At 70.3% G+C, this 14,146-nt stretch carries 15 protein-coding genes; 5 read left to right on the top strand and 10 right to left on the bottom strand.

Annotation, left to right across the window (positions count from 1 at the left end; all coding sequences use genetic code 11):
* Positions 1-51: 51 nt before the first annotated feature.
* The 3 genes from HCH03_RS06235 to HCH03_RS06225 are packed head-to-tail and all read left to right on the top strand — an operon-like array spanning position 52 to position 2,142.
* Entirely contained in the window at positions 52-1,161 is a 1,110-nt protein-coding gene (locus tag HCH03_RS06235; protein WP_246599787.1) for an FAD:protein FMN transferase, read from the top strand.
* The gene (locus HCH03_RS06230) at positions 1,158-1,601 is read left to right on the top strand and encodes a NusG domain II-containing protein (protein ID WP_221688785.1); all 444 of its coding nucleotides are present in this window, start codon (positions 1,158-1,160) and stop codon (positions 1,599-1,601) included. Before HCH03_RS06235 ends, HCH03_RS06230 begins: the two co-directional genes overlap by 4 nt.
* Complete coding sequence (locus HCH03_RS06225) at positions 1,576-2,142, top strand: Gx transporter family protein (protein ID WP_221688784.1); 567 nt, start codon at positions 1,576-1,578, stop codon at positions 2,140-2,142. The genes HCH03_RS06230 and HCH03_RS06225 overlap by 26 nt, the downstream gene beginning before the upstream one ends.
* Positions 2,143-2,173: 31 nt before the next feature.
* Here HCH03_RS06225 and HCH03_RS06220 read toward each other — a convergent pair whose 3' ends face one another.
* From HCH03_RS06220 to HCH03_RS06200, 5 genes are all read right to left on the bottom strand, one after another.
* On the bottom strand, positions 2,174-3,661 hold the full coding sequence (locus tag HCH03_RS06220) for a HAMP domain-containing sensor histidine kinase (protein WP_221688783.1): 1,488 nt from the start codon (positions 3,659-3,661) through the stop codon (positions 2,174-2,176).
* Positions 3,649-4,311 (bottom strand): response regulator transcription factor, encoded by a 663-nt coding sequence (locus tag HCH03_RS06215; RefSeq protein WP_185905825.1) that lies wholly within the window; start codon positions 4,309-4,311, stop codon positions 3,649-3,651. Before HCH03_RS06215 ends, HCH03_RS06220 begins: the two co-directional genes overlap by 13 nt.
* A gap of 70 nt (positions 4,312-4,381) precedes the next feature.
* A complete protein-coding gene (locus HCH03_RS06210; protein WP_221688782.1) occupies positions 4,382-5,203 on the bottom strand; it encodes an ABC transporter permease in 822 nt (273 codons plus the stop codon).
* Positions 5,203-6,012: a hypothetical protein gene (locus HCH03_RS06205; RefSeq protein ID WP_221688781.1), complete on the bottom strand. Its 810-nt coding sequence runs from the start codon at positions 6,010-6,012 to the stop codon at positions 5,203-5,205. Before HCH03_RS06205 ends, HCH03_RS06210 begins: the two co-directional genes overlap by 1 nt.
* Entirely contained in the window at positions 6,009-6,752 is a 744-nt protein-coding gene (locus tag HCH03_RS06200; RefSeq protein WP_221688780.1) for a lantibiotic protection ABC transporter ATP-binding protein, read from the bottom strand. The genes HCH03_RS06205 and HCH03_RS06200 overlap by 4 nt, the downstream gene beginning before the upstream one ends.
* A 256-nt stretch (positions 6,753-7,008) precedes the next feature.
* Between HCH03_RS06200 and HCH03_RS06195 the strand changes: the two genes are divergently transcribed.
* Complete coding sequence (locus tag HCH03_RS06195) at positions 7,009-7,788, top strand: SDR family oxidoreductase (protein WP_080143575.1); 780 nt, start codon at positions 7,009-7,011, stop codon at positions 7,786-7,788.
* A 10-nt stretch (positions 7,789-7,798) separates the two neighbouring features.
* Entirely contained in the window at positions 7,799-8,146 is a 348-nt protein-coding gene (locus HCH03_RS06190; protein ID WP_185905829.1) for a hypothetical protein, read from the top strand.
* A gap of 108 nt (positions 8,147-8,254) precedes the next feature.
* Here the strand turns inward: HCH03_RS06190 and HCH03_RS06185 are convergent, their stop codons facing one another.
* The 5 genes from HCH03_RS06185 to HCH03_RS06160 all read right to left on the bottom strand — a co-directional run bounded on the left by HCH03_RS06185 (position 8,255) and on the right by HCH03_RS06160 (position 14,058).
* Complete coding sequence (locus tag HCH03_RS06185) at positions 8,255-8,554, bottom strand: CDP-alcohol phosphatidyltransferase (RefSeq protein WP_221688779.1); 300 nt, start codon at positions 8,552-8,554, stop codon at positions 8,255-8,257.
* Between the two features lie 96 nt (positions 8,555-8,650).
* Complete coding sequence (locus HCH03_RS06175; protein ID WP_246599786.1) at positions 8,651-11,365, bottom strand: homocysteine S-methyltransferase family protein; 2,715 nt, start codon at positions 11,363-11,365, stop codon at positions 8,651-8,653.
* Positions 11,358-12,059 (bottom strand): vitamin B12 dependent methionine synthase, encoded by a 702-nt coding sequence (locus HCH03_RS06170; protein WP_221688778.1) that lies wholly within the window; start codon positions 12,057-12,059, stop codon positions 11,358-11,360. Before HCH03_RS06170 ends, HCH03_RS06175 begins: the two co-directional genes overlap by 8 nt.
* Positions 12,056-13,120, bottom strand: coding sequence for a methylenetetrahydrofolate reductase (locus tag HCH03_RS06165; protein ID WP_221688777.1), 1,065 nt, complete (start codon positions 13,118-13,120; stop codon positions 12,056-12,058). Before HCH03_RS06165 ends, HCH03_RS06170 begins: the two co-directional genes overlap by 4 nt.
* Before the next feature lie 101 nt (positions 13,121-13,221).
* Complete coding sequence (locus HCH03_RS06160; protein WP_221688776.1) at positions 13,222-14,058, bottom strand: tryptophan-rich sensory protein; 837 nt, start codon at positions 14,056-14,058, stop codon at positions 13,222-13,224.
* Positions 14,059-14,146: the final 88 nt, after the last annotated feature.

Below are 14,146 nucleotides of genomic sequence, written 5' to 3'. Positions count from 1 at the left end.
TTGCCGCCAACCTGCGAAAACGTTGCCGGTCGGGTGACAAGGGCAGAGCCCTTGCCCTGCAAAACCGGCAAAGCGCCTACAAGATGGCGGGCCGCCGCGCTCGCGTGCGCGGCGGCCCTGCTCGTTCTCGCGTGCGCCGGATGCGCGGACGGAGCCGGCAGCGCGGCCTCCTCGACCTCCGCGACGTCGACCCGTTCGTTCACGTCCATGGCCACCGGCATGACCCTGACCGTCCACGCTTCCAACCAGCAGGCGGCAGACGACGCGGCCGAGGCGTGCGAAGACCGCGTGGAACAGCTCGACAGGCTGCTTGCCGCAAACGGCGACGAGAGCCAGATCGCCCTCCTGAACAACGCGGGCGGCACCGTCACCTTCGTATCCGACGACCTCCAGCCCCTCTTCGAGGCGGCTTGCTCCGTGGCGCAGGAGACAGGCGGCGCGTTCGACCCCACGATCTACCCCCTGACAAGCGCCTGGGGCTTCACCGACGGCAACCATCGCGTGCCGTCCGACGACGAGTTGGCGGCGCTGCTGCCCCGCGTGGGCTTCGAGCGCCTGCGCGCGGACGCGTCCGCCGGCACCGTCGTGCTCGAAGACAACGCCCAGGTGGACGTGGGCGGCGTGGCGAAGGGCTTCGCAGCCGACGAGCTGCGGGCGCTCTTGGCCAAGCGCGACGTGGCGTCGGCGCTGCTCGACCTGGGCGGCAACGTGACGGCGCTGGGAACGAAGCCGGACGGCTCGGCGTGGAGGGTGGGCGTCGCGGACCCCGCAGCGCCCGACCGGCTGGCGGGCACGCTCGAGCTGGTCGATGCCACGGCCTCGACCTCGGGCACCTACCAACGCTTCTTCGTCGACGGCAACGGGGTGAAGCGCCATCACCTGATAGACCCCGCCACCGGCTACCCCGCCGAATCCGACCTCGCCTCCGTGACGGTGGTGGGCACGTGCGGCGCCCGCTGCGACGCGCTTTCGACGGCGCTCTTCGTGATGGGCTCGGACCGCGCGCTCGACGTTTGGCGCGCGCAGACAGAGGGCGGAAGCGGCTCGTTCGAGGCCGTGTTCGTGGGTGAAGGCGGCAACGTGCTGGTGACGGAGGGAATAGCCTCCGCATTCTCGCCGAGCGCGGACTTCGCCGACCGGGTGACGGAGGTGCGGCGATGAGGCCGCACGCGGCCGCGGCCGCTTCGGAAACCGCCGCGAGACGAGATCGCGGGCGGCGGGTCGAGATCCTGTTCGCGGTCGCCGTGGCCGCGACGGCGCTCGTGCTGTTCGCCGTCGCGCAGGCGGCGGGTGCCGCGCCGGACGGAGCGCACGCCGTGGCGACCATCGCCCGCAACGGCACCGTCCTGGAAACCATCGACCTCTCCGCCGTGGACGAGCCGTACACGATGCGGTTCGAGGACGAGAGCGGCGCGAACGTGGTGGCGGTCGAGCCGGGACGCATCCGCGTGGTCGAAGCCGACTGCCCCGACGAGGTGTGCGTGAACGCGGGCTGGATCGACGCCCCGGGCAGGCCCATCGCCTGCGTGCCCCATGGGCTCACCATCGTCGTCGAGCGCGAAGGGGGTGACGCCGATGGCATCGACGCCCTTGCGCGATAGCGGGGCGCGCGGCTCCACCGAGCGGGTGTGCCGCTGCGCGCTCTTGGCCGCGCTGGCGCTCGCGCTCGCCGCCCTCGAGTCGCTGCTGCCGCTGCCCATGCCGGTGCCCGGCATGAAACTGGGCATCGCCAACGTGGTGACGGTGGTTGCGGCGTACTGGCTGGGGCCCGCCTGCGCCGCCGCGGTTTTCCTCGTGCGCGCGATCTTGGCCGCGTTTCTCACCGGCCAGCTTTCCACACTGCCGTTCAGCCTGGTGGGAGGCGGTCTTGCACTGGTCGTCACCATTGCGTTCGTCCGCCTTGCCTCGACCGACCGGGCAAGGCTCTGCTCCATGGCGGCTGCGGTGGCGCACAACGTCGGCCAGGTGGGCGTGGCCGTGGCCCTAACCGCCACGCCCCAGATCGCCCTGTACCTGCCGGTGCTGCTCGTGGTGGGCCTGGTCACCGGCTTCCTCACGGGCACGGTGGCCGCCGCGCTGCTCGAGCGCGTTCCAGCGGCGTATCGCCTCGAACGCAGGCCGAAGGCCCCCTCGTCATCCTGAACGGAATGGAGCGGGTCTTCGCCGCTCCCGCTCAGGACGGCAAATGCTTGCGAGGCACCTCGATAACGCAGCGCGCGCCGCCCGCTTCCCCGTTCGACAGCTCGAAGGTGCCGCCGTGCGCGGCGGCCACGTCGTCCACGATGGAGAGGCCCAGCCCGAAGTGGCCGCTCGCCGCGTTGCGGTCCGTCGAGCCGGTGTAGAAGCGCTCCTTGCCGTGCTCGAGAGCACCCGCCGAGAAGCCGGGCCCCTCGTCCTCCACCGCGATGCGCACCGCGCCGCCGACCTCCGAGAAGCGCACGGCAACCCGCGTCCCCATCGGCGCATGCTCGGCGGCGTTGTCCACCAGGTTCGCCACCGCGCGCGCCAGCTGCACGCGATCGACCCGCAGCGTTCCGTCGAGCGGGCACGAGAAGTCGAGCGCCAGCCCGCGCGCCTCGCACAGTTGACGCGCCTGCCGCTCAACTTCCGCAGCCAGCTCCGCAACGTCCACATCGGCCATGGCGGCACCCGCCGCGCCCGTCTGGGACGCCTCCACCAGCAGCCTCACGTAGTCGTCCATACGCGCGATGCCGTCGGACAGCTCCCTGGCGCACGCCTCCTGGTCGGCGTCGAGCGGGCCCTCGGACAGAAGGTCGGCGTTCCAGCGGGCGATGGCCAACGGCGTCTTCAGGTCGTGGGCCAGCGCGGCCACCTGCCTCCTGCGCGCCTCGTCGGCGGCCCAGCGCGCGTGCAGGGACTCCTCCAGCGCGCCGCGCATGCGCTCCATGGCCGCGAGCACCTCGTTCATCTCGCGAACGTTCGTGGAATCCACGGCGAAGTCCAGATCCTGCCGCTCTATATGGGCGGCGGCCTCGGTCAGCGGGCGCATCTTGGCCGAGATCACCCGCGCCGCACGCGTGGCGATGAGCGCCATCGCAACCACGAACATGCCCGCGAACAGGCCCAAAAGCAACGCTTGCGGGTCGGGCAGCGCGTCGCGCAGCGCCTTGGACGTGAAGTCGGGAACGTAGTCGAACTGGAGCGCGCACACGTCGCCGCTCGGCAGCACGGCCGTCGCCTGCTTGCGGACGTCGCCCAGCAAGCCGGACGACCCCACGACGGACGAGCCCTCGCGCACCGCCGCCCAGGCCTCGTCCCGGTTCGCTTCGTCCATATCGGCGGCCAGCACCGCGCCCGCGCCGTCGAACACGGCCCAGCGATAGCACGAGGGAAGGTCCGCGGGCTCCAGCTCGCCCGACTCCAGCGCCTCCACCGCACCCGCGACGTTCTCGTCGGCATAACTGGCAAGGTAAACGGCGCCGCTGCCCGCGAGCACCGAGAACAGCGCGAACACCACCACGGCCAGCAGCCCCACCGACGCGAACGCGTAGGCGAAGTAGCGTGCGATGACGAGCGCCAGCGGCAGGCCGCCCTTGCGCACCGCCCCGCCCGGGAAGCCCGCGCGCGAGGAGTCCTCCTTCGCGGACGGGCTCCCGCCGCCGTCTTCGGAGGTCGCGCGCACCCGGCTCATAGCTCCCATCGGTACCCCATGCCCCACACGGTGCCGATGGGGTTGACCCCGTGCGCTTTGAACTTGGAGCGTATGCTGCTCACATGGGCGGTTATGGTCTCCGCACTGGCCGTCGAGTCCCAACCCGACGCCTCCTCCAGCAGCGCTTCTTTGGAGAACACCTGGCCGCGGCGGCGCGCCAGGTGCTCGCAGAGGGCGTACTCGGTGGGCGTGAGGCGCACGGGAGCGCCGTCCACCTCGGCCCGTTTCGCCGTCAGGTCGATGCGCACCCGCCCGAATTCGAGCGAGCTGTGGCGCTCGCGCCCTTCGCGCCGCAGGTGGGCCGTCACCTTCGCGCGCAGCTCCGCCGCCCCGCAGGGCTTGCGGATGTAGTCGTCCGCACCCAGGCCCAAGCCCATCACGGCGTCGCCCTCCTCGGTCTTGGCCGTGAGGAACAGGATGGGGCAGTCCGCCCGCTCGCGGATGCGCCGCACGAGCTCGAACCCGTCCATGCCGGGCATCATCACGTCGGTGACGATGAGATCGAAGCGGGAAAGGTCCACATCGAGCACGCGCGCGGCATCGGTCATGCCCGCAACCGTGTGTCCGTCGCGCTCGAGCACGCGGACCAGCGTGTCGACGATGGCCCGCTCGTCGTCGACGATCAGCAGACGCGCCATGGCGCTTCTCCCTTCTCGAAGGTCAAGTCTGTTTTCGCTCACGCGACGCCCCTATTGTACCCTTCGTCCGTCATTCCGCCGCGCGGCGCTTGTCCTCGAAGCGGTTCGCACGCGCCAACAGCACCGCAACCAAGACAGCCGTGGCGACGGCGCACACCGCGCCGATGCGCGCGAGCGACCCCGCGAGCGCCGCGACCGCCTGCGGCCCGAACCCGAGCGGCACGGCAACGGCCGCCTCCACCGCCAGCGACGCCAAGCGCGAAGGCCACGCGAACGGCACGAAGACGGCGGCATCAAGGCCGAAGGCCCCGCTGAGCGACCCGGTGACCAGCCCGTTCGCCAACCCGCCCATCGAAGCCAGAGCCACGACCAACCCGAGCGCGCCCACGCCGATGGAGGCGTTGCGGCCGAACCGCAGCGCGATCCAAAGCGACACCGCGTACAGAACCACGCTCCCCGCCGCGACGCCCGCCGCCGCGACGACGCAGGCGGCAAGGGGCGGAACCTCCCGGCCCGCAACCGCGAGCAGCGCGACGAACAGCAACGTCGCGACCAGCGCCGCCGCGAAACCCAGCGCCAGCAGCACCGTGCCCTTGGCCGCGAGCGCCCTGCGGCGCGAGGGCACCCCCAGCAGGTTGGCCCCGTCGCCCGCCTCGCGCTCAACGTCCACCGCGAGTCCGCAGGATATCCCCACGATCAGAGGCGCGCCGGCCCCCAGCAGCTGGAAGAACGCGTCGGCTCCCAGCAGGCTGTCCCACGCAGCGCCCGAGAAGTACAGCCCCGCACATCCGCCCAGGGCGACCGCGAGCACCAGGTGCATCGCAACGAGGGGCGAACGGCGCAGGCGCACAGCCTCCGAGCGCAGCGCCCGAACGAACGTCATCTTCGCCATCACCGTGCCTCCCTCTTCGCGAACCACCGCGCGCCGAGCACGCTGAGCGCGCCGAACAGGGCGACGGCGATGGCGAGCCCCAAGGCCGCCTCCCAACCGAGAGCCCCCAACGGGTCCCCCGCCTCGAGCGGCACGCCCGAAGGCGCCACGCCCACCAGCGGCGCCACCGCGCAGAGCGTCGTGGCCGGCGGGAAGAGGAACCATGCGGAGCTCGTCCACAGGGCCACGCCCGCTCCCAGCTGGATCACGGCGGGCACCGCGATGCCCGCCAGCGTGCCGAACCGGACGGTGAGCGCGAGGCCCGCCGGCACCATCCAGGCGCTCGCCGCCACGAGCAGCACCGACGTGGCCAAGCCCGCCGCGGCCGAGGGCACGGCACCGCCCAGCAGCCCCGTGACGACGCTCGCGGCCAGCACGACCAGGTTCGCGCCGAGGGCGAGGGCGAGCGCGTAGGCGACCTTCGCCCACCAGGTTTCCGCAGGAGGCAGGGGCAGGCCGAGCACCGGCCGCAGCTTCTGGCGCGCGTCGATGTTGGCTACGGACGCGGTGACGAGCGCAAGGGCGATGGGCATCATGAGCGCGTACCAGTAGTTCCAACCGTACGTCGAGAACGCGCCGATCGCGCCTCCGCCGCCTACGCCCCCGGCCAGCATGCCCATGAGGCAGAACGGCAGCGGGGCGATGAGCGCGATCTTGCGAGGCGCGGCATGGCGGCCCTTCAAAGCCTCCGCCTTGAACGCGGAGGCGAAGCCCGCCTTCCGCTGCTCGCCGCCGCATGCGGCGGCGCCCTGCACGAGTTCCGCCGTCATCGCAGCACCCCTTCCGTCGCCGCGCCTCGACGCTGGCGAGCCACGTCGCGGCACACGTCCATGAACAGCCGCTCGAGGTCGGTGCCGGCGCACAGCGGACCCTCGTGGGCCAGCCGGCCTTCGACGATGATGCCCACGTGGTCGGCCGTGTGCGACACCTCCGCCAAGATATGGCTCGACACGATCACCGTGATGCCCTGGCCGGGCAGCGAGCGAATGAGCCCGCGCAGCTCTTCGATGCCGATGGGATCGAGCCCGTTGGCCGGCTCGTCCAGAATGAGCAGGCGCGGGCTGTCCAGCAGCGCCAGCGCGATGCCCAGGCGCTGCTTCATGCCCAAGGAGAACTGCCCGGCGCGCTTCTTTCCGGTTCCCGTCAGGTCGACCGTTTCGAGCACCTGGTCGATGCGGGCCTCGGGGATGCCCAGCAACGTCGTGCGCACGCGCAGGTTCTCGCGCGCAGTGAGGTTGGGGTAGAGCGGCGGGTTCTCGATGAGCGAGCCGATGCGGTACAAATCGTCGCGCCGCCACGGGCGGCCCGCGAACAGGATGTCCCCCTCCGTCGGCCGCAGCATCCCCGCCACCATCTTGAGCATGGTGGACTTGCCGGCCCCGTTAGGGCCGAGCAGACCGTACACCGCGCCTTCGGGCACGCGCAGCGACACGTGATCGACCGCGGCCTGCGCGCCCGCGCCGCGTCCGAAGCGCTTGACAAGGTTTCTCGTTTCGAGCAGGTAGCTCATGCGTTTTCCTTTCGCTCGCCTTCCGTCTCCCCTCCCACGATAGAAGGCGATTCTCAAGGATTCCTCAAGGCGGGGAAAGAAAGCCCGACCGCTTGCCGAAACCGTCCCGCCGCGCATGACGGTTCCCCCACCGCTGACCTTACCGCGCACGCAGCAAAGGCTGCTCATGCTATGATTTAACTGGTAATAATAACGTGTATCAATAAGCCTGTCGGCTGCGGAACCGGGCCGGCAACCTGCACGGAAGGAAGGACGCATGGGCATTTACGTCATCACCGGCGCGTCGAGCGGCATCGGCGCGAAGACGGCCGAGATCCTGCGCGAACGCGGCCACGAGGTGGTCAACATCGACCTCAAGGACGGCGACATCGAAGCCAACCTCGCCACGAAGGAGGGCCGCGCCGGAGCCCTGGCCGAGCTGCACGAGCGCTACCCCGAGGGCATCGACGCCATGATCTGCAACGCGGGCGTGTCGGGCGGCAAGGTGCCCATCTCGCTCATCATCTCGCTCAACTACTTCGGCGCCACCGAGATGGCGCGCGGCGTGTTCGACCTGTTGGAGAAGAAGGGCGGCAGCTGCGTGGTCACGTCGTCGAACTCCATCGCCCAGGGCGCGGCCCGCATGGACGTGGCCGGCATGTTGAACAACCAAGCCGACGAGGACCGCATCGTCGAGCTGGTGAAGGACGTGGACCCCGCCGTGGGGCACGTGTACTACGCGTCGACGAAGTACGCGCTCGCCCGCTGGGTGCGGCGCATGAGCCCCGACTGGGGTTCGCGCGGCGTGCGTCTGAACGCCATCGCGCCCGGCAACGTGCGCACGGCCATGACGTCCAACATGCTGCCCGAGCAGCGCGCCGCCATGGAGGCCATCCCCGTGCCCACCCACTTCGGCGAGGAACCGCTCATGGATCCCGAGGAAATCGCGAACGCCATGGCGTTCGTCGCCTCCCCCGAAGCCAGCGGCCTGAACGGCGTGGTGCTGTTCGTGGACGGCGGCACCGACGCCCTGCTCAATTCCGAGAAAGTATACTAGGAGGCGCCCCATGGTCATCAACGATTTCGTCACCGCGATGCAGAACAAGGACCACAAGGCGCTTGCGGCGTGCTTCACCGAGGAATGCCGGTTCTTCGACTACTGCCCGTCGGTCGTGAAGCGCGAGAACTCGTTTCTGTTCGGTCGCAACGCCATCGAGATGTTCTTCCACAACAAGTTCACGTTCGGGGGCTACGCCATGCGCGACCCGCGCGTGACGAACGAGCGCACCGTGAACTTCTACGCCGACTACAACGGCACCATCATCCACGCCCTCGCGCAGATCGAGAACTGCAACGACGGCGCGTGCAGCCTGGACGACAGCCTCATCCAAGAGCTGGTGATCCGCCCGGCGTAGCGAAGGCCCGTCGCAGGCCGCGACGAACCGCAAGGACGGTCGGCGAACCTTGTCGAAAAGCTCGGTGGAAACGGAGGACGGCCGCTTGCGCGGCCGTCCGGTATTTCGTTATTCGGTTTTCTCCGAGGCGTAGAAGATGGCTTCTTCGAACACGTCCTCGATCGACTTGCCGTCCATGAAGGGAAGCCCCATGAACTCGCTCAACGTGGGCACCAGCTCGCTTGCGTCCACGTAGTGGCCCTTGTCGTTGAACTGGGCCGTGTCCTGCGCGCGCCAGTAGCGGTCGTTCACGTCGGTAAGGTAGTACGTTGCGCCGCCGACTTCCATGTACACCGAATGATTGGCGTGCAGGTAGTTCGGCAGCTCGTCGAATGACACGTCGAGCGCCTCCGCTGATTTGACTCCCATAGCGGACCCCTTTCCTCGGGAATAAGCCTTGGCACACATCATAGCAAGAACTTCCGCAGGTTGCACCTGCAAAAGCGCCCGGTTTCCGATTCGGTTTCAGATTGCCGGGTGCGCGGCGAAGAACCGCTCCGCGATGCGCGCGGCCTCGGCGGCGTCCTTGCCGTAGTAGTCCGCGCCGATCTCGCGCGCGTAGTCGGCCGTGAGCACGGCTCCGCCCACGAACACGGCCACGCCGGGCACCTGCTCGTGCAGAAGCTCGATGGTGCGCTCCATGGCCTTCACCGTAGTGGTCATGAGCGCCGAGAGGCCCACCAGGCGCACACCCTGTTCCCGCACCGCGTCCACCACCCGTTCCGGTGCCACGTCGCGGCCGAGGTCGACCACGCGGTAGCCGTAGTTCTCCAAGAGCATCTTCACGATGTTCTTGCCGATGTCGTGTATGTCGCCCTGCACGGTGGCCAGCACGATGGCCTTGCCGTCGTCGGCGGCGGCACCCTCCCCCATGCTCGCGCGCACCACGTCGAAGCCGGCCTTGACGGCCTCGGCCGACGCCATGAGCTGGGGCAGGAAGAACGCGCCGCGCTCGAAACGGGCACCCACGACGTCGAGCGCGGGGATGAACACGCCGTCGATCACGGCGAGCGCGTCGTGGCCCTCGAGCAAACGCTCGGTCGCGGCGACCATGGGGCCTTTGCGGCCCGAGAGGATGAGGCGCTCCATGGCGCGCACCTCGTCGGCGACGTCGGCGAGCGCGGGCGGGATGGGAATGGCGTCCGCGGGGGCGGCTCCTGCGGGGGCCGTAGCCACGGAATCGCCGGCGGTGGCGGGAGCGAGCGACACGGTCTTGCTGTCATCCTGAGCGCAGGCGGGCAGTGCGGCCCCTTTGTCATCCTGAGCGCAGGCGCGCAGCGCCGGAGTCGAAGGATCCCCCGCGGCGCCAGCTTGAGCGCTCCCGGCCACGCCCGCGCGCGCCGCGTACGGGTCGAGCGCATCCGCATACCGCTCGACGTATGCGGCGGCCCCGCGGTCGCTGCCGTTCAGCACCTGCCAGGCGGCCAGGGTGTCGCGATAGCGGCCGGAGAGCGGGTTCAAGATGGGCAGGTCGAGCCCCGCCCCGAGCGCGGCCGCCAGAAACGTCGCGTTCATGAGGCCGCGCTGGGGCAGGCCGAAGCTCACGTTCGACACGCCCAGCACCGTGCGCACGCCCAGGCGCTCCTTCACCAGGCTCACGGCGCGCAGGATCTCGCGCGCCTCATCCTGGTTCGTGGCCGCCGCCATGACCAGGCAGTCGATGGCAACGTCGGCGCGGGGGATGCCGTGAGCCTCCGCAGCCGCCACGATGCGCTCGGCCACGGCCAGCCGGCCCTCCGCCGTGGGCGGGATGCCGTCCTCGTCGAGCGTGAGGCCCACCACCGCGCAGCCGTACCTTTTCACGATGGGCAGCACGGCATCCAGGTTCTCGCGCTTGCCGTTCACGGAGTTCACGAGCGGCTTGCCGGCATAGCCGCGCACGGCCGCCTCGACGGCGGCCGGGTCGCTGGAATCGACCTGCAGCGGCAGCGTCACCGTGGCCTGCAGACGCTCCACCGCGGCCGCGAGCACGACGGGCTCGTCCAGCTCCGGCAGCCCCACGTTCACGTCGAGAACGCGCGCGCCGGCTTCCTGCTGGGCCACGGCCTCGCCCACCAGGTAGTCGTAGTCGCCGGCGACGAGCGCCGCCTTCAGCTTCGGCTTGCCCGTGGGGTTGATGCGCTCGCCGATCACCGCCACGTCGGCCGTGCCTTCTTCCAGCACCACCGCCTCCTGCGCGCTCGTCACCGTGAACGCGCGCACGGGCTCGCGCGGCGCCGGAGTGCGGCCCGCCACGAGCGCGGCCAGCTCCCGGGTGAACGCAGGCGTCGTACCGCAGCAGCCGCCCACCACGCTCGCGCCCGCGTCCACGATGCGCGCCATGACGGCGGCGAACTCCGCCGGCTCCACGTCGTAACGGGTGCGGCCGTCCACGATGTGCGGCAGACCGGCGTTGGGGCGCACGACCACGGGGCAGCGGGCGAAGCGCAAAAGCTCGTGCGTCACCGGCTCCAGCTCGGCGGGCCCCAGCGAGCAGTTCACGCCCACCACGTGCGCGCCCAGGGCCGAAAGCGTGGCCGCGGCCACGGCGGGCGGCGTGCCGAGGAACGTGCGGCCGTCCTCGCCGAACGTCATGGAGGCGAAGATGGGCAGGTCGGAGCAGTCCTTCGCCGCGAGCACGGCCGCCTTGGCCTCGCGCAGGTCGGTCATGGTCTCGATGAGCACGATGTCGCACCCCGCGTCGACCACCGCGCGCACCTGCTCGGCGAACACCTCGTACGCGTCCTCGAACGACAGCGTGCCCAGCGGCTCCAGCAGCACGCCGATGGGCCCCAGGCCGCCCGCCACGTAGCGGGCGCCGGCCGCGCGGGCGTTGGCCGCCGCCGCACGGTACACGTCGGCGACGCTCGCGCGCCCCTCGAGCTTGTGGGAGTTGGCGCTGAACGTGTTCGTGGTGATCATCTCGGCGCCCGCGCGCACGTAGCCGGCATGGATGTCCGCGATGGCGTCGGGGTCGCTGAAGTTCAGCAGGTCGGGCAGCTCGCCGTGCGCCGTGAGGCCCCGCTCCTGCAGCAGCGTGCCCATGGCCCCGTCCTGCACGAGGAAGTCCTGCCCGCGCAGCACGCGCTCGAGATGCGCATCGGCGATGCGCAGGCCGGCCAGCGGGTCGGGCAAGCCCTCTGCGGCGCCAGCGTGCCCGGTCGCAGGAGCGTCGTTCGCGAAATCGAGAGTCTCATCCATGGCAGGTCCTTCCCTGTGATCTGAGCGGACAACTTTCGGCCAGCCCGCACGAGGCGCACGTCGAGCGCGCCGAGCCGACGGGCGGCTCGCCTGCGAACAGGCCCACGACGGCCGTGACGCTTTTCGCGGGCACGAGCAGGTTGGCGGAGGTGACGGAAAGCCCGATGCGGCGCGACGCGTCGAGCGCCGCGAGGAACGCGGGCTGCACGGCGAGCGGCAAGTCGCCGAAACCGGGGCTGAAGCGGAAGTTCGTGCGCAGGCCGCGCGCGGCGGCGTCCGAGACGATGCGCGCCTCCTCGGCGTCGGTGGCCGCCTCCACGAGGGCCGACGCGGCGGCGTCGTACAGCAGGGCGTCGGTGGGACTCGTCGCCGCGCGCAGGCGCAGCGCGCGCTCGCTCTCGGCACCCAGCGTGCAGGCCATGAGCGCCACCTCGCACGCCCCGTCCAGATGGTGCGCGATATCGCGTCCCTCCAGCACGAGCTCGCACCCGGCCAACGCCACGCGGTCCGCGCCGGAGCGCGCGGCATCGACGGGGAACACGGCGTGGACGCAGCGCGCTCGCAGGTCGCGCTCGCACGCGGCGACGGCCTCGTCGAAGCGCCGTTCGAGGTCGGCGTCCAGCTCCTGGCCCTCGTAGCCCAGGTAGCGCAGGGCCTCGGCGCGGTCGACGCGCAAACCTTCGGCGTCCATCATGCGCGTCCGCCGGATGCCCAAGCGTCGGCCGATGCGCCTCTTGGCGACCGATCCGCCTTCGAGGGATCGGCCGCCTTCGACGTCCGCTCCCCCGCCGCAGCGCCGCACGCAGCCGATTCGACGACCGCGCCGTCGTCCGCGCGGTCGGCCGCCTTCCCCGTCCGCTCCCCCGATGCCGCCGAGCTCCACGAGGCCCGCAGCGCCGACGTGCACGCGCGAGCGATGTCGGGCTGATTCATGGTGTAGACGTGCAGCCCGTCCGCACCCCTCTCCTGCAGGTCCACCAGCTGGGCGCACGCGTACTCGATTCCCGCCGCGCGCAGCGATGCGGGGTCGTCCTCGTATTTGGCGAGCAGCTTGATGATGGGCGACGGCAGCGAGGCGCCGCACATGAACACCATGCGCTGGATCTGCGCTTTCCCCAGAAACGGCATGACGCCGCACGCGATGGGCACGTCGATGCCGGCCGCATCGGCCGCGTCGCGGAAGCGGTAGTAGTACGCGTTGTCGAAAAACAGCTGTGTGACGAAGAAGCACGCGCCCGCGTCCTGCTTCTGCTTGAGGTGCGCCACGGACGCCTTGAAATCCGTGCATTCGATGTGCCCTTCGGGATACGCCGCCGCGCCCACGCAGAACCCCTCGTCCGCCAGCCGCATGATCAAGTCCTTCGCAAAGCGGAACGGCGCGTCCTCCGCCGGGGCCGCGCCCGGCACGCTATCGCCGCGCAAGGCGAGCACGCTCGCGATGCCCTTGCGCTTCAGATCGTCGATGGCGTGCGAGATGGACTCCTCCGTGGCCCCCAGGCACGTGAGGTGCGCCACCGTGGGGATATCGAAGTCGTCATGGATCATGGCGGCCACGTCGGCCGTGGCCTGCTTGTTGCCGCTGCCGCCGGCCGAGTACGTCACGCTCACGAAGTCGGGCACCAGGTCGGCCAGCTGGGCCGCCACCTCGTGAGCCGCCTCGAGCGTGAGGTCGCCCTTCGGCGGGAATATCTCGAACGACACGGGTTGACGGCCCGCGGCTTTGGCGATCTCGTATAGATAGGACACGCTTCTCATGAGGGCCATTATACGGAAGCGCCCGGGCCGCGGCAAACGGCCGCGGCCCGGGCGGGCGCTGCGCTATCCTCAAAGGCCCGCTCGGGCGTCCCGCGAACCGCCTACCGGCGCACCGCCGCCCGCAACCGCCCCGTAGGCACGAACGTGAGCACGGCGCCCACGATGGTCAGGATGAACACGATCGACGCCGTGAACAGCGACACCTCCGACACGTGCACGCCCACGCCGATGAGGGCCCACAGGAACACGAGCGGAAACGCCACGTCATCGTACGTCGTGCGCATAACGTAGCCGAGCGCCAGCACCCCGGCCGTGAGCACGATGGCCGACAGCCCGTTGAAGAACGCGATGCCGCCGTCCAGCGCGCGCGTGATGAGGATGGCCATGTTCGCCAGCGTGGCAACCGTCACCCATGCCGTGTAAAGGGAGATGGGCACCCAGCCCGAAGCAGAGGTCGCCGTGCGGCGCACGTTCAGGTAGAAGGCGGCCAGCACGGCCCATTCGGCCAGGATGACGATGAACGACACCGCCACCGCGTCCAAGTGCCACAAAGTCAGCCACAGCACGTTGAGCGCGCTCGAAGCAATGAACAGGACCGATGCGGTGCTGAAGCGGCGCGGCCGCGACGGCGCGCTGCGCGTGTACGCCACGAGCCAGAAGATGAGCGCCACGTAGATGACCGACCAGATGGAGAACACGTATCCCGCCGGCGTGAACCAGGTGAACACGCCGTAGGCGATGTCGGCCGACGTCACGCCGCCCAGCTGCCCGCCCTCGATGATGGCGTTGCCCAGGATCATGAGCGCGTAGACGATCCACAGGGTCACGGTCTCGGCCGTCAGGTAGCCGCCGCGCTCCAGCTTGCGGCCGGCTTTCGTGCTGCGGGCGCGCTGCACGACGCCCGGAGCGGCCGTTGCATGATAGGCATGGTTGGGCATGATGCACCTCGCTTTCTCTGGGGGCGCGACAACGCCCTCGATTCGATTGGTGCAGCCCAGTGTAGCGCGCGCCGCAACGAGAAGCCGT

It is taken from the genome of Gordonibacter massiliensis (ex Traore et al. 2017) (assembly GCF_019731765.1).
In the GTDB taxonomy this organism is placed as follows: Bacteria; Actinomycetota; Coriobacteriia; order Coriobacteriales; family Eggerthellaceae; genus Gordonibacter; species Gordonibacter massiliensis.
This window is presented reverse-complemented; position numbering and strand designations above follow the sequence as displayed.

Bases quoted from the DNA above. Each gene is read 5' to 3' on its own strand.
- HCH03_RS06190 (WP_185905829.1), top strand. From the start codon at position 7,799: ATGGTCATCAACGATTTCGTCACCGCGATGCAGAACAAGGACCACAAG.
- HCH03_RS06220 (WP_221688783.1), bottom strand. From the start codon at position 3,661: ATGGGAGCTATGAGCCGGGTGCGCGCGACCTCCGAAGACGGCGGCGGG.
- HCH03_RS06225 (WP_221688784.1), top strand. From the start codon at position 1,576: ATGGCATCGACGCCCTTGCGCGATAGCGGGGCGCGCGGCTCCACCGAG.
- HCH03_RS06215 (WP_185905825.1), bottom strand. From the start codon at position 4,311: ATGGCGCGTCTGCTGATCGTCGACGACGAGCGGGCCATCGTCGACACG.
- HCH03_RS06175 (WP_246599786.1), bottom strand. From the start codon at position 11,365: ATGGATGAGACTCTCGATTTCGCGAACGACGCTCCTGCGACCGGGCAC.
- HCH03_RS06205 (WP_221688781.1), bottom strand. From the start codon at position 6,012: ATGACGGCGGAACTCGTGCAGGGCGCCGCCGCATGCGGCGGCGAGCAG.
- HCH03_RS06195 (WP_080143575.1), top strand. From the start codon at position 7,009: ATGGGCATTTACGTCATCACCGGCGCGTCGAGCGGCATCGGCGCGAAG.
- HCH03_RS06230 (WP_221688785.1), top strand. From the start codon at position 1,158: ATGAGGCCGCACGCGGCCGCGGCCGCTTCGGAAACCGCCGCGAGACGA.
- HCH03_RS06210 (WP_221688782.1), bottom strand. From the start codon at position 5,203: ATGGCGAAGATGACGTTCGTTCGGGCGCTGCGCTCGGAGGCTGTGCGC.
- HCH03_RS06160 (WP_221688776.1), bottom strand. From the start codon at position 14,058: ATGCCCAACCATGCCTATCATGCAACGGCCGCTCCGGGCGTCGTGCAG.
- HCH03_RS06200 (WP_221688780.1), bottom strand. From the start codon at position 6,752: ATGAGCTACCTGCTCGAAACGAGAAACCTTGTCAAGCGCTTCGGACGC.
- HCH03_RS06170 (WP_221688778.1), bottom strand. From the start codon at position 12,059: ATGATGGACGCCGAAGGTTTGCGCGTCGACCGCGCCGAGGCCCTGCGC.
- HCH03_RS06165 (WP_221688777.1), bottom strand. From the start codon at position 13,120: ATGAGAAGCGTGTCCTATCTATACGAGATCGCCAAAGCCGCGGGCCGT.
- HCH03_RS06185 (WP_221688779.1), bottom strand. From the start codon at position 8,554: ATGGGAGTCAAATCAGCGGAGGCGCTCGACGTGTCATTCGACGAGCTG.